Here is an 18,481-nt window from a genome sequence, read left to right as displayed (position 1 = left end):
TCACTCCTTTATTTACGCAGCTTCGGATCTAAAGCGTCGCGCAGTCCGTCGCCGATAACGTTGAATGCAAACATGGTCAGACAGATAAAAGTAGCCGGGAAGAACAGGCGCCACGGGTAATACTCCAATCCCTGCACACCGTCTGTAGCCATCGTTCCCCAGCTTGCAAGCGGCTGCGGAACCCCGAGGCCGAGGTAGCTTAAAAACGCTTCATAGAAAATAGCCGTAGGCACGGTTAATGTCATGGTGACCAAGATCGGGCTCATAATGTTGGGCAGCAAGTGCTTTCTGATGATGCGCGAGTTTTTCGCTCCCAAAGTTCTTGAGGCGAGCACAAACTCCTGATTTTTGAGCTGGAGTACTTGTCCACGGACGATTCTTGCCATGTTGATCCATCCCGTAATAACCATCGCGACGATCATCGTGATCAAGCCTTTTCCCATCACTACGAGCAGCAGGATCGTCATTAATAAGGAAGGAATCGCCCATAAAACATCTGCAATTCTCATCATAATTTCGTCAGTACGTCCGCCTCTGATGCCTGATATCGCACCCCATATCACACCGATCAAAACGTCGATCAGCGCGGCAGCCAGTCCGATTGTCAGCGAGATGCGTGCGCCGACCCATGTACGGACGAATACGTCCCTTCCAAGGTCATCTGTTCCAAACCAGTGCTCGCCGCTCGGCGGCTGGTTCGCATTCGTTAAATCCGTTTCTTCATATTGAAAGCTTGAGAATACCGGCGCGAAAATAGCCATCAGAGCGATCAGGATCAGAACCACCAGTCCAAACAGCGCCAGCTTGTTTTCTTTAAATCTCAAGAATACGTCTGTCCAAAATGAAAGGTTTTTCTTTGAGATCTTTTCGGCTTCGCTATGGTCAACAGCTGCAGGTTCAAACATGTCTTTTGGTATTTGCTGCATCCTCTTACTCCCCTTTCTTAGCGCCAAACAGTTTAATGCGCGGATCAATTAAGCCGTATAAAAGATCGACAATCAAGACGCAAAGCAGCAAGATTGCCCCGAAGAAGACGGTAACACCCATGATCACCGTGTAGTCTCGGTTCGTAATGCTGGTGACAAAGTGCATGCCGAGTCCCGGTATACCGAATACTTTTTCGACGACAAACGTTCCTGTCAAAATGGACGCCGCCATTGGCCCCATATATGTAACAACCGGCATGATGGCATTTCGTATCGCATGCTTAAACGTAACGGCCGGTGTGCTCAAACCTTTTGCACGTGCCGTGCGGATATAGTCGCTGCTCAACACTTCAAGCATGCTCGAACGCGTCAAACGGGCGATAAACGCCATCGGCATCGAGGCGACTGCGATGGCAGGAAGCACAGTATGTCCCCATGACTCCCATTGTGCGACAGGGAACATGCCCAGCTTCATTGCCAGCACGTATTGAAGAAGTGCAGCCATGATGAAGTTCGGAACAGAGATCCCAACAACCGCAATGATCATCGCTGTGTAGTCCTGCCACTTGTTTCGCTTCAGCGCGGCGATCACGCCGAACAATACGCCGAAAGCGAGCGCAAGGCAAATCGCTTCCAATCCAAGTGTAAAAGAAATCGGAAAACCTGAGCTGATCAAGTCGTTCACAGTTTGTCCCTTATATTTAAATGACGGCCCGAAATCCCACTTTGCTACCGATACTAAATAATCGAGATATTGTTTAAAAAGAGGCTGGTCTAAACCATAGTAGGAATTGAGACTGGCTTCAATTGCAGGGGGAAGTTTCCTCTCGCCTGAAAAGGGTCCGCCCGGTATCGCTCTCATCAGGAAGAAGGTAGCTGTGACGATAACCCAGAGAGAAATTAACATATAAACAAGACGACGGCCTAAAAATTTAATCAATTTTACACACCTCCGAATATTCAGTCTATTAACTTCTTTTCATAAATAAAAGTATATGGGGGGAAAGTCTAAGCCCCATATACTTTCATGCAATTTTATTCAAAATGCGCGGTTTTGAAATAGATCTCACCAGTACCAGTTAGAACAAAGTCTTTTAAGCTTTCATCATGAAGATACGGCATTGTGTAGAAGTAGATCGGTGCGACCGGCAGCTCATCCATGATGATGCTTTCTGCTTCTTTCATCAGCTCGATGCGTTTCGCTGAATCAGTTTCTCTCGATGCTTTATTCAGCAGCTCTTTATACTTTGCGTTTTCCCAGTTCGTATCATTGTTTCCGCCTTCTTTGTCGCGGTATGTTTCAAGGAAGTTCATTCCGTCGTTAAAGTCGGCGGTCCAGCCTAAACGGCCGATTTGATAGTTTCCTGCATGGAGCTTATCGATGTATACGTTCCATTCTTCATTGCCTAGTTCCACATCTAAGCCCAGTTCCTTGTTCCACATTTCCTGAACGGCTTGAGCGATTTTTTGGTGTGCTTCATCCGTGTTGAAGGAAAGCGTGATTTTCGGAAGGTCTGACGCTTTTTTCAAACCGAGCTCTTTCAAGCCTTTTTCCAAGTATTCTTTCGCCTTATCAACATCATGGTCTTTGAAATAGCCTTTATTGGACTCAAAACCGTGAACTGCCGGCGGCACTAATCCCATCGCAGGCAGCTGTTCCGCTTGCGTGATGTTTTTGACGATCGCTTCGCGGTTGATCGCGTATGTCAGCGCCTTACGGATGTTGACATTGTTCAGCGGAGCCGCTTCAGTGTTGAATTTGTACAGGTAAACCGATGCGAACGGATCAATGTTCAGGCCTTCTTTTTTCAGGCTTGGAATCGCATCCGTTGAAATCTGGTCAAGCGGCTGTCCTACAAAGTCTAGCTCGCCTTTTTTGTACATGTTCAGACCAGTGTTCGGATCGTTGACCATCGCCATATTGATTTTCTTCAGCTTAACAGCGTCTTTATCCCAGTACTGGTCGTTTTTCTCCAGCACGATGTTTCCGCCGTGCTTCCATTTCGCCATTTTGAAAGGTCCGTTAGATACGTAGTTCTCATCTGCGTTTGTGTACCATTTCGCATTCTTCTCTGCTACCTTTTTATTGACTGGCATATATGTGTAGAATGCTGTCAGTTCAGTAAAATACGGTGTCGGTTTTTCAAGCTCGACTTTTAAAGTCTTATCATTAACAGCTTTAACGCCGACATCTTCAATTTTCCCTTTGCCGGTGTTCGCTGCTTCCCCGCCTTTTAAGTAGTAAAGCTGATACGCATATTGCGATTCGTTTTTAGGGTCGAGCGCCCATTTCCATGCGTATTCAAAATCCTCTGCTGTTACAGGATCTCCATTTGACCATTTCGCGTCGCGGAGCGTGAATGTGTATGATTTTTGGTCGTCGCTGACTTCGATTTTTTCGGCTGCCGCTTCAACCGGCTTTCCATCTTTACCGATTGTCGTCAATCCTTCAAAAGTCTGACGAAGCACGTTTGCAGACACCGAATCGTTTGCGAGTCCCGGATGTAGTGAAAACGGTTCTGTTTTAATGTTGACATTTAATGTGTCTTTCCCTTTGCTGTCTTTTTTACCGCCGTCACCGGAGCTTGAGCCGAAGCCGCAGGCGCTGAGGACGAGTGTGAAAATGAGCATTAAACTGATAAATGACAAACGCTTCTTCAAAGAGAAACCCCCCAATTTCTTGTTTTTTAGTTCCTTACTCCTGAACATTCAGATTTATCATAAAAAAGTAATAGGCCCACTTGCCATACTTTTTCCTCTGTTTTGTCTTTTCTGAATATTTGTTATGTAAGAAACCTGTAACACCGAGGTGAACAAATTCATTATAATTAATAGAATAATTTATTGCAATATTAATTTTCAATTATTTTTTTATTCAAACTATTTATGATTGTCAGGTTTTCTGCCAAATGTACAAATACACTTCTCTGTTTTAAAGCGTAACCACTTTAATACGAAAGTTTATGTTTTACAGGTTAAAACGTTTTACACGTATAACATTAACCATTCTTTATATCGAACCAGATGCCGCCGCGCCAACTTTATTCAGCCCGGTATTCGTTTTCTTTTCCCCAAGGCTGTCGACTTTCATTTAAAATTTATATATAATAAAATTATGAATAACATGCGATGAAGAAGAAGAGTACACATTTTTCCCCATTTAAAGAGAGTCCGAGGTGCTGGGAGCGGATAATGGCGAATGTGGAATGGGCTTCGGAGCAGCTGACCGAACACGGATAAGTAGGCTCAGCCGGAGAAGACTCCGTTACAAACGTCTAGAGCGATTTCATTTTGACCATAATGAAATAATCAGGGTGGCACCACGGTTCATTCGTCCCTTTTCTTTTAAGGGAAGAATGGGCCTTTTTATTTTGAAATGGAAAGAGGGATTCACATGAAAAAAACGATTTTTTCCGGTATCCAGCCGAGCGGCTCTGTCACCCTCGGCAACTATATCGGAGCGATGAAGCAGTTTGTCGACTTGCAGGATGACTACAACTGTTACTTCTGCATCGTCGATCAGCACGCGATCACAGTCCCGCAGGACCGGCTCGCGCTGAGAAAGAACATCCGGAACCTTGCCGCGCTGTATTTGGCGATCGGCCTCGATCCGAAAAAAGCGACGCTGTTTATCCAATCGGAAGTGCCTGCACACGCCCAGGCGGGATGGATGCTCCAGTGTGTCGCCTACATCGGCGAGCTTGAGCGCATGACGCAGTACAAAGATAAATCAGCCGGAAAAGAAGCCGTCGTCTCCGGGCTTTTGACATATCCTCCATTAATGGCGGCGGACATTCTGCTTTATGGAACAGACGTCGTCCCTGTCGGAGAAGATCAGAAGCAGCATCTTGAATTAACCCGGAACTTGGCGGAGCGTTTCAATAAGAAATATAATGACATTTTTACGGTTCCGGAGGTTAAAATACCGAAGGTCGGCGCCCGCATTATGTCACTTGCCGACCCGCTCAAAAAGATGAGCAAATCCGATCCGAACCAAAAAGCGTTCATCACCCTGCTCGACGAACCAAAACAGCTTGAGAAAAAAATCAAAAGCGCTGTCACGGACTCCGACGGAATCGTCAAATATGATAAAGAAAACAAACCCGGTGTATCCAACCTTCTGACGATCTATTCGATTCTCGGACAAGTCTCAATCGAAGAGCTTGAAGCAAAATACGAAGGCAAAGGCTACGGCGAATTTAAATCAGACCTTGCCGAAGTCGTCATCGGCGCGCTGAAACCGATTCAAGACCGTTACCACGAATTGATCGAATCTGAAGAGCTGGACCGGATTTTGGACGAAGGCGCCGAACGCGCAAATCAAACAGCAAACAAGATGCTGAAAAAAATGGAAAACGCGATGGGACTCGGCCGAAAAAGACGCTGATCCAAAAACACCTTCCGATTGTACGATAATCGGAAGGTGTTTTTCATAGAGAACAGCCGCAGCTCCGCATTCACTTGCCTCCGGATCACGATATTTCTATAATAAATGATTCAAAACACATGTCTCCAGTCCTTCATTGACCGCTTTGTCAGAAAGACAGCTCATATTTTTTATTTTTCAATATAGAATTTTCGCTTTTACAAATAAAAAGACCGCCGCACTTCCGGCAGTCTTGATTCTTAATTTAGTTGACTTTAGACTCATTCTCAATTTCCCAAAGCTTTTCAAAAAACGGCTGTCCTTTAATCAAATTTTCACAAAAGTCCCTGTGTTTGTCTGACCATCCGTCGATCGTCTCATTGAAAAGCATGTCCCAGATTTCTTCAAATGTCATGCGCTTGATCTGTTCATACATATACGGATTCCATTCGGTGTACCAATAAGCGATCTCGGCCCGGTTTTGGAGCCCTTTGAGCTGATCGAGCGCCATGAACAGCAGCTGTTTGAGCTGGCGTTCTTTTCTCGTTAATCCTCTGACATGCTCCGGTGATAAAGATAAAATATGGTATTCTTTGGAAGATTGCAGCTTCTCTGGTGCAAACTCGTAAGTTTCCGCTTCAACGTCCTTCACCATTTCATAAACGAGCTGCTCCTGTCTCGGAATGAGGCGGCTTTTTCTTACCGGTATTGTGTAACCGGCCGTATCGACCGCGAGAATACCAATGCCATCCGTTACGACAAAACAATGATCAAGCTGTGTCCGCTCATGATTTTTACGAATATACGCTTTTTGATGAACCTCGTTCAATAATTCGGCCGGAAGCTCTGACAAATCATTTTCTATGTAGTGAAACAAAACGGACGACACCCTTAACAAAGGCACCTGGTCAAGCAATTCAACACTGTCTTCCTTCCGCCATTCATGAAAGTGGCAGACGTTGTAGCCATTTTCTTCTCCCTCAAACCAATTCACCCACACATCATGAAGAAACAACATTTCTAACCCCTCACTTTTAATAAAAACTGTTGTCCACAGTATAGGCAAGGGGGAAGGAATTTATTCCAAGCGGATGAGATTATGGCAATCGCTATCAAAAAAAGCCAAGGGCTTACATCCCTCAGCTTTTTATTTAATATTCTTCGGATCAAGCGCATCGCGGAGTCCAGACAATGGGCAAAATCATGATGACTGAATGAAGCAATTCACACATTATTTATTCAACACGTTTGTAAAAAAGCTGTATTCTTTAGCGTTTATTTTTTCTGATGAAGGAATTGATCTTAAAGAAGACTGAAACACCCAATAAACAGATACAAACAGCATGGCAATTCCTCCTATAAAGAAAACCTTATCGCTGCCGATCAATGACGCGGTAAACCCTCCCAGCAAAGATCCAAAAGGAGCTGCTATGCTTGTCAAACTTGCGATAAAAGAAAAAACTCTCCCTATAAACTCTTCCGGCAGTATGCTTTGCAAAATGGACATGAAAATGACGTTTGTCACGCCGATGGATATTTGAGACAAACCAAATAAAATAATCGATATGTATGAAGAGGTGGCGATCGCCGAAATACTCCATAAAACCCCTGAAATGAAAAATCCGTATATCGTAAGTGATCCTATCGAGAATCGGCCAAACACTGTTGCGAATATTGAACCTAACAGTAAACCGCATGACATGGAAGCCAAATAATATCCATAGTATTCTTCTCCTCCTCTAATCGAAGAGAAGCTTGGCAAAATCACAATCGTCGCACTAAGCATGAAATTGGAAATCATCGAGCCCAAGAGGATTTTTGGAATGAGGGAATGACGAATGAGTGTAAATCCCTCTTTTATATCCGTTGTATAATTGTGTATGACTTTTTTGAAGTGGAATCGGGGCTTATGTTCTATCTCATTTTTTTGTTCTAATTTTACGCACTTAAAAAACAGCGCCGCTAACAAAAAAGTGAAAGAGTCAACTAAGTATATGCTTATAGCTCCTGCCGAAGCAATCACAATACCTGCAATACCAGTAAATATAATATCTGTACCCTGATATGAAAATGACATAATTGAGTTTGCTTTAACCAGATCTTGTCTTTTGATGATTTTAGGCAGTGCGGCAGATTGCGCAGGATAAGTAAATTGCTCAATGAATACGATAAGAGGCATAATCATCATGATGATCCAAATGTTCAAATATCCACTGAAATAAAAAAACGGAATAATCAACACCAGAATAGCTTGAATGAGTTGACTCCAAACCAAAACTTTATTTAATCTGACTTTATCAACAATCGGACCTGTTAAAAGTTGCAAAACAGTTGGGAACATCGTCAAAAAACCAGCTAATCCGGAATAAAATGTACTTTTTGATAAATCAAACACAAGCCACATTGCCGCAACTGTATACATACTGTCCCCAATATTGGTTACCAAACGCCCTAATATCAAAAATAAAAAGTTTTTATTTTTCAATACGCTTAACATCGTTAAAACCTCTATTCATTTAACAAAGCGATTTATTTTTTTGCTACAGCGCCCATTTGTTCATCTAACAGTTCCAAAAGATCTTCAGGAGTTGGAAGACCTGCTTCTGTTTGAACAAAGTGAGATACCAAAGATTTACGAATGATATTCCCTTTGGTACCTCATTTATGAAAGTGTTCTTTATCGACTAACAGGAAACATTCGTTCAATGTCCACTACATACATTCATTGAAACTAAATCTATTGACCTTCCATTTTGTTAAAATATTTCCTCTGTAATACACTGCATAAATCATTTAATATTCTTCGGATCAAGCGCATCGCGGAGTCCGTCGCCTAAGAAGTTAAAGCACAGCACAGTGAGCAGGATCATCAGGCCCGGGAACAGCGGATACCACCACGCCTGGATCATGATCGTAAAGTTCTGTGCATCCTGAAGCATGTTGCCCCAGCTTGCCATCGGCGGCTGAACCCCGAATCCAAGATAGCTTAATGCCGATTCCGCAAGGATTACGGTACCGACGGAAAGCGTCGCGGCAACGATAATCGGCCCCATCGCATTCGGAAGGATATGAGAAAAAATGATTTTGTAATTTCTTGTACCGATCGTTTTCGCCGCCAAGACGAACTCCCTCGACCTCAAGGACAAAAACTCGCTCCGGACAAGGCGCGCTGTCGTCGTCCATCTCGTCAAGGCGAATATTAAAATCAGTTTATCTATGCCCGGCTGGAAGATGGTGACCAGCGTGATTAACAGAAAGATGTCGGGTATGGATAATACAATATCCACCAGTCTCATCATAATAGCGTCGATTATTCCGCCAAAGTAGCCGGCGATTGCGCCGACCACCGTACCTATCGTAATCGATCCAAGTACAGAGGCAAAGCCTACAAGTAAAGAAACCCGAGCCCCATAAAGTAAACGGCTGAAAATATCTCGGCCAAACTTGTCTGTTCCCATTAGATGTTCACCACTTGGCGGTTTTAGCTTATTCAGAAGGTTTTGCTGTTCCGGCGGGTATGGAGCGATCACCGGAGCAAAAATCGCTGATAGGATAATAATAAATAATAAAACTCCTCCAATTACCGCCAGCTTGTTTTTATAAAACTTTTCAAAAAAGATTTTTGTCATTGTCTCGGGCTTTGGTGCGACATTTTCCTGCAATGTGATCTCCGGCGAAGGTGTCGATGGATTTGTCTGTGTCATGAATCAATTCCCTCCTTCATTAATACTCAATCCGCGGATCGACCATTGCATAAAGAATATCCGCAACTAAATTCCCAATGACAACAAGTGTGGCTGAAATAACCGTCATTGCCATAATGACAGGATAGTCCCTCTGGAAAGCAGAGTCGACAAACAGCTTTCCAAGTCCTGGCCAACTGAAAATCTGTTCAGTAACGACAGCTCCGCCGATGAAAGAAGGAATCATCAGACCAAAGATCGTAATAACCGGAAGCAAACCATTTCGAAGCCCATGCTTGTACACGACACGATTTTCTTTAAAACCCTTTGCTCTCGCTGTCCGCATGTAGTCTTGCCTGAGCACATCAAGCATGCTCGATCTCGTGTAGCGGGTGAGTCCCGCCATATCTGCGGTCGCCAGGACGAATGCAGGCAAAATTAGATGATGAATGCGATCCCATAAACTAAAATCGGCATTCAGAGTCATAACGCCCCCGGTTGGAAACCATCCTAAATTAACAGCAAGAAACATGATTAGAATCAGTCCAAGCCAAAAATTTGGGACAGCAAGACCGATAAATGATGTGAATGTGATGCCATAATCCAATTTAGAATATGGCCGCCTAGCTGAAAGCACTCCAAGCGGGATCGATATGAGGAGAGCCAAAATGGTTGAAACGAGCATTAACAATAACGTATTCGGCAGCCTCGCCATAATCAAATCAGTCACTGGCGTTCCTTTTCTAACGATTGAAGTACCGAAGTCACCTTGAACCATATTTCCGAGCCACTTTAAATATTGAACGTGTTCAGGTTCATCCAACCCGTATTTTTCAATGAATTTTTCACGGTCTCCCGCGCTGATGGTCGGATCCATCATCAATGCCATTGGATCTCCCGGCGCTGCTTTCATAATCGCAAATGACAAAATTGTAATACCAAATAATATTGGAATCGACATGAGCGTCCTTCGAATGATATATGTAATCATTTTTTATCCCCTTTTTTAAAAGTCATTAAGAAGGAAGGGAAGGAAGCTGCAAGCTACACTTCCCTCAAGGGATTCTCGTTATTTTTGATCCAGCCACCAGTCTTCGGCTTTATAGAAATCTTCTTTCGGATGGAATACGTAGCCTTTCATATTTTTAGGCATCGCTCTATGGTAATTCGTATAATACAAGAATGTATACGGCTGATCTTCCGCCAGAATTTCGTAAATATCTTCATACGCCTTTTTATATTCTTCACGGTCCTTCAACGTTTTAGCTTCATCCAGCAGTTTATCAAGCTTTTCATTTTGATACCAAACATAGTTTAGTCCTTTTTCAGCTTCTTTCGAATGGAAAATGTTGCTCTGATCAGGGAACGTAGCAAGGCTCCAGCCCATGATCATCGCATCAAAATCCCAATTCGGCGGGTTCATTTGTTCAATTAAAGCACTCCATTCAACAATCTGCGGTTTTGCTTGAATCCCAATTTCTTTTAATTGCTGCTGAACAACAACCGCGAGGTCTTCCCGTGTTTTGTTTCCTTGGTTCGTTTTAATAACGAAAGAAAACTTTTTGCCGTCCTTATCTAAAATCCCATCACCATCTGAGTCTGTCCATCCTGCTTCTTTGAGCAGTTTTTTTGCTTTCTCTGGATCGTATTCAAACGTTTTAAACTTATCTTTGTTATCCGGGTAGTTCCATGAAAGCGGGCTTTCCGGGATGTTCGCGATTTCCCCATCTCCATCTAGAACTTGGTCAACGAGCGCCTGGCGGTCAAGCGCATGTGTCAGCGCTTGGCGAACCTTTTTATCCTTAAACAGCTCATTTCTTTCGTTCCAGCCGATATACGTATAATTCAAACCTAAATCGGTTTCCATCTTCACATTGTTAAATTTCTCGGCCGTTTTATAGTCTGGTCCTGGTGTAACGACCAAGTAATCGACATCTCCAGCTTGCAGCTGTGACAGCGCTGCATTTGAATCCGGAATAATTTTATACGTGATCGAATCTAAATGAGGACGCCCGGCATAATAATCATCAAAAGCCTCAACCTTTACATATTGTCCTTCTTTCCATTCTTTAAATTTAAACGGTCCTGTTCCAATCGGATTCTTTCGATTGAATTCGTGTTCACCGAGTTTGCTGATTGGGACATCTTTTAAAATGTGCTTAGGCAGAATACCGTAACTGGCAAGTGTAACATTGTAAAAATACGGATCCTGCTTCTTTAATTTAAACTGCACTTCATATTTACCTTTTTTCGTGACAGACTCTATCATTTTAAAGTTTGAGCCGCGTTCTCCAACGTATTCATCACTCATCGGAATGCTGTAAGTAAAAACGACATCGTCGGCTGTCATTTCTTCACCGTCGTGAAACTTGACACCTTCTTTTAGCTTCACATCGAATGTTAACCCATCCTCCGATTCCTTTACTTCATCAGCGAGTTGGTTTTCCACTTCAAGTTTCTCATTAACGTCTAACAAAGTGTTGTAGATCAGTCTTTCAATATCTGAACTTGCTGTATCAGTTGAATACAGTGAATTAAACAGCGTCGGTTCACCTGTGGATCCAGCAATCAGATCTCCGCCCTGCTGCGGCTTCCCGTCAGATTTGCCTTCTTTTTCATCCCCTCCGACTTCGCCGCTGTTGCAGGCCGTTAGAAAAATCGATAAGATCAGCAGCAAGCTTAAAATTGAAAATCCTGTTTTGCGTTTATTCATTTTATGAATTCCCCCTTATTAAACTGTTGTCCTTCTTTCCACCCGATTGACCCCCGTTTTTTAAAGAAGACATTCCCCCTCTCAAGGATTTAATATGTGACAGCCTTCCCCTTTATTCGTAAAGGTGACATGCCACGAAATGGTTTGTTTTCACTTCCTTGAAAGCAGGTTCGGCTTCCGCGCAAATCGCTTTTGCGGCCGGACACCTCGTATGAAAGACACAGCCTTTCGGAGGGTTGGCGGGACTCGGCAGCTCGCCTTTTAAAACGATTCGCTCCCGCTTTGTTCCGCCTTTCTTCCTAGTGACGGGAACGGCGGACAGAAGCGCCTGCGTGTATGGATGAAGCGGGTTGCCGTACAGCTCATGCTTGTCTGTCAGCTCCATCATTTTGCCGAGATACATGACGCCGACCCTGTCGCTGATATGGCGGACGACGCTCAAGTCATGGGAAATGAACAAATATGTCAGATTGAATTCTTCCTGAAGCTCTTCCATCAGGTTGATCACTTGAGCCTGGATTGACACGTCCAATGCGGATACCGGTTCATCGGCGATAATAAGCTCCGGATTTAAAGCCAGCGCCCGCGCGATTCCGATCCGCTGGCGCTGCCCTCCGGAAAATTCGTGGGGATAGCGGTTCGCAAACGACGGGTGCAGCCCGACCTTAGCCAAAAGCTCTTCGGCTTTTTCGTTGCGCTCTTTGAAATTGTACATATGATGCGTGTTGAAGGGTTCTTTGATGATGGAACGCAGCGTTTTTCTCGGGTTCAGTGAGGCAAACGGATCTTGGAAAACCATCTGGATGTTTTTGCGGACGCTCTTTCTCAATGCTTCTTCCGACAAACTTGAAATGTCGCGGCCTTTGTAAAAGATCTGTCCTGCCGTCGGTTTATAAAGGCGGATCATCGTCCGGCCGGCGGTCGACTTTCCGCAGCCCGATTCACCGACAATGCCGAGCGTTTCGCCGCGTTTAAGCGAAAAGCTGATGCCGTCCACCGCTTTGACGTCGCCGATTTTTTTCTGAAATATCCCTGAGCGGATCGGAAAGTACTTTTTGACATCTTTCAGCTCCAGAAGGGATTCTTGCGGGTTCATTTCCTCTCCGGGCTGTAATCGTTCAGCTGATGAAGTCATCCCTTATTCTCCCTCCTCATATAAAAAACATCTGACAGACCGGCCGTCCGGACGCGTCTTCAAGTCCGGCTGCGCGCCCCAGCATTTGTCGCCCGCACTCGGACACCTTGGAGCAAACCGGCAGCCGGCCGGAAGGTTGTCAGGTGTCGGCACATTTCCTTTAATGGCTGTTAATTTTTCAATGGAGCCTTCAATAACAGGGATGGAGTTTAACAGTCCTTTTGTGTAGGGATGCAGGGGTTCATCGAATAGTTCATCTACTGTGGCATTTTCAACAACTTGTCCGCAATACATGACGATCACGCGGTCCGCAATTTCGGACACAACGCCGAGATCGTGGGTAATGAGAAGTATGGAGGTATCGAATTTGTCGCATAGGTCTTTCATCAGTTCCAGCACTTGCGCTTGAATGGTGACGTCAAGCGCTGTAGTCGGTTCATCCGCGATGAGCAGCTTCGGATTGCAGCTTAAGGCAATGGCGATCATCACCCTCTGCCTCATGCCGCCCGACAGGCGGTGCGGATATTCTTTCATCAGCTCGCCTGCCCTCGAAAATCCGACAAGCTTTAATAATTCTACCGCTTTTTTGGCAGCTTCTTTTTTCGATAGCTTTTTATGATAGATCAGCACCTCTGTGATTTGTTCGCCGATCGTCAAAACCGGATTGAGCGAGGTCATCGGCTCCTGAAAAATCATCGAGATTTCATTTCCGCGGATCTTGCATAAATCTTGTTCTTTGTATGTAACGAGATCCCGTCCTTCGAGCTTGATGGAACCGTTCATGATCTTTCCGCCCGAGCCCTCGACGAGTCCCATGATTGACAGAGACGTGATGCTTTTACCGGATCCCGATTCACCGACCAGCGCCACGGTTTCTCCTTTTTTGATTGAAAAATCGACGCCGTCCACTGCGGGTATCGGCTGTTTTTTTCTGAAAAAATAAGTTTTTAAGTCATTGACTTCCAGCAATGCGCTCATCCAGATTCCCCTTCCATAGACCAGAAGTTAAATATTACGAAAAACTAATATATTACTTTTTTAGAATTTTCTTAATATGACTGAATTATCTTAAAATTTTATAGTTGTATATTATTACATAATCATTACAAAAGCAAGGAGTTTTTTTATTTTTTGTAATAATATTAATTTAATCCCATAATTTTAGTATTTTAAAGCGATAGCTTTATAAAGTCTTCTGACGGGAAGGATAAAATGTCGGCAACCTTCAAATTTCGAGCCGATAAATATTTTTTTACAATACTGTAACCGACAGCATATCCGAGCATGTCGGGGTAATGCCCTTTTCCAAATAAAATATTGGAGAATAGTCGGCTATCATGTCGGCGCAGCTCGAAATGAGGCTTTACGAACCGATCCTGAAAATGACGAAGCTGTTTTTCGGAGTAATATGACGTCCATGCAGCTGTTTCGGCTTCCCCCAACCGTTCGAAAACGGCATATTCCGCGATGCCTTCGAGAATGATTGTATCAAGCAGCGTCATCTTTTTTTCTTCTTTCGGCATATTTTCTAACCGGCAAACGTGATTATATTCGTGTGTCATGATCGCAGAAATCGATGAACGGGGAAGATCGGCCGATAAAAACAAAAATAATTTGTCGCTGAACGCAAGGCCTGATTTCGAGCCGAATTCGACGCGGATTTTGCGGTTTCTTTCATCGACCGGCAGGATGAAAATCGGAACATCCGGCCCATTCCATCTCATTTGCAAAATCCTTTCTTCCTGCTCTACCGCTTGAAATATATCGTTTTTTTCAAGTGACGCCATGGTCTGCAGAGCATCCGGCCAAAAGCGAAACATTCCATGTGCTTGAAGGTGTTCGATCAATGATCTACTTGCTGATTTGGAAGATCCTTTGAAATAGTGCAGGAGGCGCTCGGCTAACTCTTTCATTGATGAAGCCTTCTTCATCCATTCATTTGTTTTTTCGATACTCACCATAATCACTCCTTTTCAAACGTATTTTATGCAAACACCAAAAAGCGGCTACCATCTAAAATGATAGCCGCCGTTTAAATAATGACTTATGGTGATTTCAGGATTGTTTGAACAGGGTGATAAAGTCACTAAAAGTTAGACCCAAAAAAAGCTTGTCGTTGAAACAGGTTTTCCGACTTGGGCCACAAGATGTTACTCTTAAGTAAATTTAATTGGCTATTGATTTTGCTTCTTCGGGGAAAAGCGTTTTAATGACATCTGACGTCTCGTGTGTATATTTAGACTGTTGAATGACATTCATATTATGTTGCAAAGCAGCTGTAATTAACTCTCTTGCCGAATTAGAAACCGAATTATACAGTGAATTGAAATCATTGTTTTCTAATGCTTCTACAGCCTTTTCTTCTGCGTTAACATATGTTAAATGATCGATGCATTGTATGACATTTTGAATTCCACGAACTCTTATTCTAAAGATTTCCTTCATTTCTTTCTCATCATACATGATCTCTTCATATTTTGTTTCAAATTTTTTAGTATTGTGAGGATGCATTTCAAGTTCTCTGTGTTGAACATCAACTAGAAGGTATCTTGCGTGTTTTAATTTTTTAAAACCTTCTTTAATTGCAGCAATGGCCTTCACTTTGTCACCTGCAAAATAATATTCACCTGCTCTATCAAACTCAATTGCCCCCAGATAAACTTCTACCAGAGATTCTTGCGCCCTAACTGCCAATGCCTCAGCCTTTGATTTCATTGCAGGAACTTTTGAAGTCCTGCAATTATTTGCAACAACTCCCATAAAATCACTCCTATGTTATTTTTTTACTTACATTAAATATATTACATAAAATGGTCATTTTTTTCAACTCAATATCTGTAAATTAAAATTTTTTACTGAAGATACCTTGGTTAAAAATCGCCCCCTGGTTCCTATCTGAACGCCCATATTTTCAAATTATGAAAAACTATAAACATCTTAGTCTTTTTAGACTGCAAATACTTTTAAGTCTGCGGAAAGAGGATGACAAAATAAAAACGGCCACCATCTAAAATGGCAGCCGTTTATATTGCGGTTATTCATATTTTTTGAAAATCAGCGTTGCGTTGTGTCCGCCGAAACCGAGCGAGTTGCTGAGCACAACATTTACGTCCTTGCGGCGGGCTTGATCCGGTACATAGTCCAGATCGCAATCTTCATCAGGCGTTTCGATATTGATTGTCGGAGGAATGATGCCTTCCTTAATGGCAAGGACGGAGAAAATCGCTTCGATGCCTCCGGCAGCCCCGAGCAAGTGCCCTGTCATCGATTTTGTCGAGCTGACGGCAAGCTTGTAGGCATGCTCTCCGAACACTTCTTTAATGGCGATCGTTTCAAATTTATCATTGTACGGCGTGCTTGTTCCGTGCGCATTGATATAATCAATGCTATCAGGAGACAGACCCGCATCTTTGATCGCTTCTTTCATGGCTCTGACGCCGCCTTCCCCATTTGGCGCAGGAGCCGTGATATGATAGGCGTCTCCCGTTGATCCGTAGCCGACCACTTCCGCGTAGATTGTCGCTCCGCGGTTTAACGCGTGCTCAAGCTCCTCAAGAACGACGATTCCCGCTCCTTCTCCCATGACGAAGCCGTCGCGGTTTTTGTCAAACGGGCGGCTTGCCGTTTTCGGATCCGGATTAGTGGAGAGCGCTTTATTGGCGGAAAAGCCGGCAAACGACATTCTTGTAAGCGGGGCTTCCGTTCCGCCGGAGATCATGACATCTGCATCGCCGCGCTGAATGACTTTAAAGGCGTCGCCGATTGAGTTCGTACCCGTCGCGCAAGCCGTCACCGTACAAGAGTTGACCCCTTTTGCACCGAGAGAAATCGAAATCTGGCCGGTCGCCATGTCAGGAATCATCATCGGTACAAAGAACGGGCTGACGCGCCGCGGTCCTTTTGTTAAAAATGTTTCGAACTGCTGTTCAAGCGTTTCAAGGCCGCCGATCCCAGAACCGACCCAGACGCCGACCCGGTCTGCGTTGCTCTCATTAATGTCGAGCCCCGCGTCTTCCACGGCCATTTTCGCCGACACAACGGCATATTGTGTGAAGCGGTCCATTTTTCTTGCGTCTTTTTTATCCATGTAATCTTCTATCTTAAAATCTTTCAGTTCCGCAGCTACTTTAGCTGGATACTCGTCCGCGTTCACCCTTGTAATCGGGCCGATTCCGGAAACCCCGTTAACCGCGTTATTCCAGCTCGTTTTGACGTCATTACCAAGAGGTGATAAAGCTCCTAATCCGGTAATGACTACTCTTTTACTATTCATAAGTTGCACCTCACCTTTCTTTTAGCGGCCCCAGCGCATGGCGATGGCTCCCCATGTCAAACCTCCGCCGAAGCCGACCATCACAATGACGTCACCGTCTTTTATTTTACCAGCTTCAAGCTCTTCCACAAGAGAAATCGGAATAGAAGCAGCTGATGTGTTTCCGTATTTATGAACCGTTTTAGACATTTTTTCGACTGGCAGCTCCAAACGTTCGCGCGCCGCTTCCATGATCCGGATGTTGGCTTGATGCGGCACCAAAAAGTCGACATCCTCTTTGGATAATCCGGCTTTTTCAATGACATTCACACTGGATTCACCCATTTGGCGGACGGCAAACTTGAACACTTCTCTGCCATTCATGATTGTATGATCTTTTTCATCCAAGTACAAGTGCTTTCCGCCTCTGCCGTCTGCACCGAGCTCAAAAGACAAAATCCCTTTATCGTCGCTGACAGGCCCGACAACTGCGGCGCCCGCTCCGTCTCCGAACAGAACAGCGGTATTGCGGTCATCCCAGTCCGTAATGCCTGAAAGCTTTTCAACTCCGATGACAAGCACATGCTTATACGTTCCGGCTTCGATAAACTGTTTTCCAGTGACTAAACCGTACATAAAACCGGCGCACGCTGCGCTGATATCCATTGCACAGGCATTGAATGCACCGAGCTTTTCTTGAATCATGCAGGACACTGTCGGGAATGCCTGGTCAGGAGTAACGGTGGCGACGAGAATCATATCAAGATCTTCCGCCTCGATGTTTGCGTCTTCCATCGCTCTTCTAGCGGCGGCCACAGCCATGTCGGATGTTTTCTCATCTTCAGCTGCGATTCTTCTTTCTTCTATGCCTGTTCTTGTACGAATCCACTCGTCAGAAGTTTCAACCATTTTTTCCAAGTCGAAATTGGTCAGCACCTTTTCAGGGATGTACCGGCCGATTCCAATAATTCCAGCTTTCATAGGAAAGACTCCTTTATTCATGATTTTTTCCAACTAATGTTATGAGTTATTATTAGTATCTGGTACTAATCCTACCCTATTTTTTTTTAGTTGGCAATATATTCGTCTAATCTAGCAGACCAAAACATTCATATAGTAGTGATATATATGAAAAAGGAGGGATGAAGAGTGGCGAACGACGATTTTTTCACAAAAATGATGTTTGGCGCAAACGCACCCGGCAGGCATGAAGAGACGGAGACGGATGCGGAAGCGGAAACCGCCGAAGACGCTGAAGTATCCCAGGAAGCCGATTATATGCACGTGTTGAATCAGGTTGGAGAAATTATGGATTCGCTCGATGAGCTGAAGCCTGTGTTTAAAGAAATCGGCTCAATGGTCAGCGCTTTGAAAAATAAGATTTCCATATAAAAAAGCCACTTCTT

At 44.1% G+C, this 18,481-nt stretch carries 16 protein-coding genes and 1 other annotated feature; of the genes, 2 read left to right on the top strand and 14 right to left on the bottom strand.

What is annotated here, in order from left to right; genetic code table 11:
- Positions 1-8: 8 nt before the first annotated feature.
- From M1D59_RS06390 to M1D59_RS06380, 3 genes are all read right to left on the bottom strand, one after another.
- Positions 9-926 carry an ABC transporter permease gene (locus M1D59_RS06390; protein ID WP_020450933.1) on the bottom strand — a complete coding sequence of 306 codons (918 nt, stop codon included), beginning with the start codon at positions 924-926 and terminating at the stop codon, positions 9-11.
- A 4-nt stretch (positions 927-930) separates the two neighbouring features.
- Positions 931-1,866 carry an ABC transporter permease gene (locus M1D59_RS06385; RefSeq protein ID WP_020450932.1) on the bottom strand — a complete coding sequence of 312 codons (936 nt, stop codon included), beginning with the start codon at positions 1,864-1,866 and terminating at the stop codon, positions 931-933.
- Positions 1,867-1,961: 95 nt separating this feature from the next.
- Positions 1,962-3,587 (bottom strand): peptide ABC transporter substrate-binding protein, encoded by a 1,626-nt coding sequence (locus M1D59_RS06380; protein WP_458110495.1) that lies wholly within the window; start codon positions 3,585-3,587, stop codon positions 1,962-1,964.
- A 459-nt stretch (positions 3,588-4,046) separates the two neighbouring features.
- Positions 4,047-4,268, top strand: a binding site (T-box leader).
- A 52-nt stretch (positions 4,269-4,320) separates the two neighbouring features.
- Between M1D59_RS06380 and trpS the strand changes: the two genes are divergently transcribed.
- Positions 4,321-5,313: a tryptophan--tRNA ligase gene (gene trpS / locus M1D59_RS06375; protein WP_023856651.1), complete on the top strand. Its 993-nt coding sequence runs from the start codon at positions 4,321-4,323 to the stop codon at positions 5,311-5,313.
- A gap of 244 nt (positions 5,314-5,557) precedes the next feature.
- Here trpS and M1D59_RS06370 read toward each other — a convergent pair whose 3' ends face one another.
- The 11 genes from M1D59_RS06370 to M1D59_RS06320 form a co-directional block, all read right to left on the bottom strand.
- On the bottom strand, positions 5,558-6,310 hold the full coding sequence (locus M1D59_RS06370) for a YjbA family protein (protein WP_003180605.1): 753 nt from the start codon (positions 6,308-6,310) through the stop codon (positions 5,558-5,560).
- 213 nt (positions 6,311-6,523) lie between these two features.
- On the bottom strand, positions 6,524-7,789 hold the full coding sequence (locus M1D59_RS06365; RefSeq protein WP_458117887.1) for an MFS transporter: 1,266 nt from the start codon (positions 7,787-7,789) through the stop codon (positions 6,524-6,526).
- A 292-nt stretch (positions 7,790-8,081) separates the two neighbouring features.
- On the bottom strand, positions 8,082-8,996 hold the full coding sequence (gene opp4C, locus M1D59_RS06360) for an oligopeptide ABC transporter permease (protein ID WP_003180601.1): 915 nt from the start codon (positions 8,994-8,996) through the stop codon (positions 8,082-8,084).
- Between the two features lie 19 nt (positions 8,997-9,015).
- The gene (locus M1D59_RS06355) at positions 9,016-9,966 is read right to left on the bottom strand and encodes an ABC transporter permease (protein WP_011197765.1); all 951 of its coding nucleotides are present in this window, start codon (positions 9,964-9,966) and stop codon (positions 9,016-9,018) included.
- A gap of 78 nt (positions 9,967-10,044) precedes the next feature.
- Positions 10,045-11,688, bottom strand: a complete 1,644-nt coding sequence (locus M1D59_RS06350) for a peptide-binding protein (RefSeq protein WP_003180598.1) — start codon at positions 11,686-11,688, stop codon at positions 10,045-10,047.
- Between the two features lie 112 nt (positions 11,689-11,800).
- On the bottom strand, positions 11,801-12,784 hold the full coding sequence (locus M1D59_RS06345; protein WP_035339430.1) for an ABC transporter ATP-binding protein: 984 nt from the start codon (positions 12,782-12,784) through the stop codon (positions 11,801-11,803).
- A gap of 42 nt (positions 12,785-12,826) precedes the next feature.
- Positions 12,827-13,801 carry an ABC transporter ATP-binding protein gene (locus M1D59_RS06340; protein WP_003180594.1) on the bottom strand — a complete coding sequence of 325 codons (975 nt, stop codon included), beginning with the start codon at positions 13,799-13,801 and terminating at the stop codon, positions 12,827-12,829.
- 191 nt (positions 13,802-13,992) lie between these two features.
- Positions 13,993-14,781, bottom strand: a complete 789-nt coding sequence (locus M1D59_RS06335) for a DUF2268 domain-containing protein (protein ID WP_025808298.1) — start codon at positions 14,779-14,781, stop codon at positions 13,993-13,995.
- Between the two features lie 208 nt (positions 14,782-14,989).
- Positions 14,990-15,583, bottom strand: a complete 594-nt coding sequence (locus M1D59_RS06330; protein ID WP_229118231.1) for a hypothetical protein — start codon at positions 15,581-15,583, stop codon at positions 14,990-14,992.
- Positions 15,584-15,857: 274 nt separating this feature from the next.
- Positions 15,858-17,096, bottom strand: a complete 1,239-nt coding sequence (fabF, locus tag M1D59_RS06325) for a beta-ketoacyl-ACP synthase II (protein ID WP_458117886.1) — start codon at positions 17,094-17,096, stop codon at positions 15,858-15,860.
- Positions 17,097-17,117: 21 nt separating this feature from the next.
- The gene (locus tag M1D59_RS06320; protein ID WP_003180588.1) at positions 17,118-18,056 is read right to left on the bottom strand and encodes a beta-ketoacyl-ACP synthase III; all 939 of its coding nucleotides are present in this window, start codon (positions 18,054-18,056) and stop codon (positions 17,118-17,120) included.
- Positions 18,057-18,224: 168 nt separating this feature from the next.
- On the opposite strand from M1D59_RS06320, the gene M1D59_RS06315 reads away from it, so the two are divergent.
- Positions 18,225-18,467: a hypothetical protein gene (locus M1D59_RS06315; protein WP_003180586.1), complete on the top strand. Its 243-nt coding sequence runs from the start codon at positions 18,225-18,227 to the stop codon at positions 18,465-18,467.
- The last annotated feature ends 14 nt before the right edge of the window (positions 18,468-18,481 follow it).

Source organism: Bacillus sp. PK6-026 (genome assembly GCF_054161455.1).
The sequence above is the reverse complement of the archived record's forward strand: the minus strand, read 5'-3'. Positions and strand labels throughout refer to the sequence as shown.

Coding starts and splice junctions, on each gene's coding strand:
- M1D59_RS06365 (WP_458117887.1), bottom strand. CDS start 7,789: ATGTTAAGCGTATTGAAAAATAAAAACTTTTTATTTTTGATATTAGGG.
- trpS (WP_023856651.1), top strand. CDS start 4,321: ATGAAAAAAACGATTTTTTCCGGTATCCAGCCGAGCGGCTCTGTCACC.
- M1D59_RS06340 (WP_003180594.1), bottom strand. CDS start 13,801: ATGAGCGCATTGCTGGAAGTCAATGACTTAAAAACTTATTTTTTCAGA.
- M1D59_RS06320 (WP_003180588.1), bottom strand. CDS start 18,056: ATGAAAGCTGGAATTATTGGAATCGGCCGGTACATCCCTGAAAAGGTG.
- fabF (WP_458117886.1), bottom strand. CDS start 17,096: ATGAATAGTAAAAGAGTAGTCATTACCGGATTAGGAGCTTTATCACCT.
- M1D59_RS06345 (WP_035339430.1), bottom strand. CDS start 12,784: ATGAACCCGCAAGAATCCCTTCTGGAGCTGAAAGATGTCAAAAAGTAC.
- M1D59_RS06350 (WP_003180598.1), bottom strand. CDS start 11,688: ATGAATAAACGCAAAACAGGATTTTCAATTTTAAGCTTGCTGCTGATC.
- M1D59_RS06370 (WP_003180605.1), bottom strand. CDS start 6,310: ATGTTGTTTCTTCATGATGTGTGGGTGAATTGGTTTGAGGGAGAAGAA.
- M1D59_RS06330 (WP_229118231.1), bottom strand. CDS start 15,583: ATGGGAGTTGTTGCAAATAATTGCAGGACTTCAAAAGTTCCTGCAATG.
- M1D59_RS06390 (WP_020450933.1), bottom strand. CDS start 926: ATGCAGCAAATACCAAAAGACATGTTTGAACCTGCAGCTGTTGACCAT.
- M1D59_RS06355 (WP_011197765.1), bottom strand. CDS start 9,966: ATGATTACATATATCATTCGAAGGACGCTCATGTCGATTCCAATATTA.
- opp4C (WP_003180601.1), bottom strand. CDS start 8,996: ATGACACAGACAAATCCATCGACACCTTCGCCGGAGATCACATTGCAG.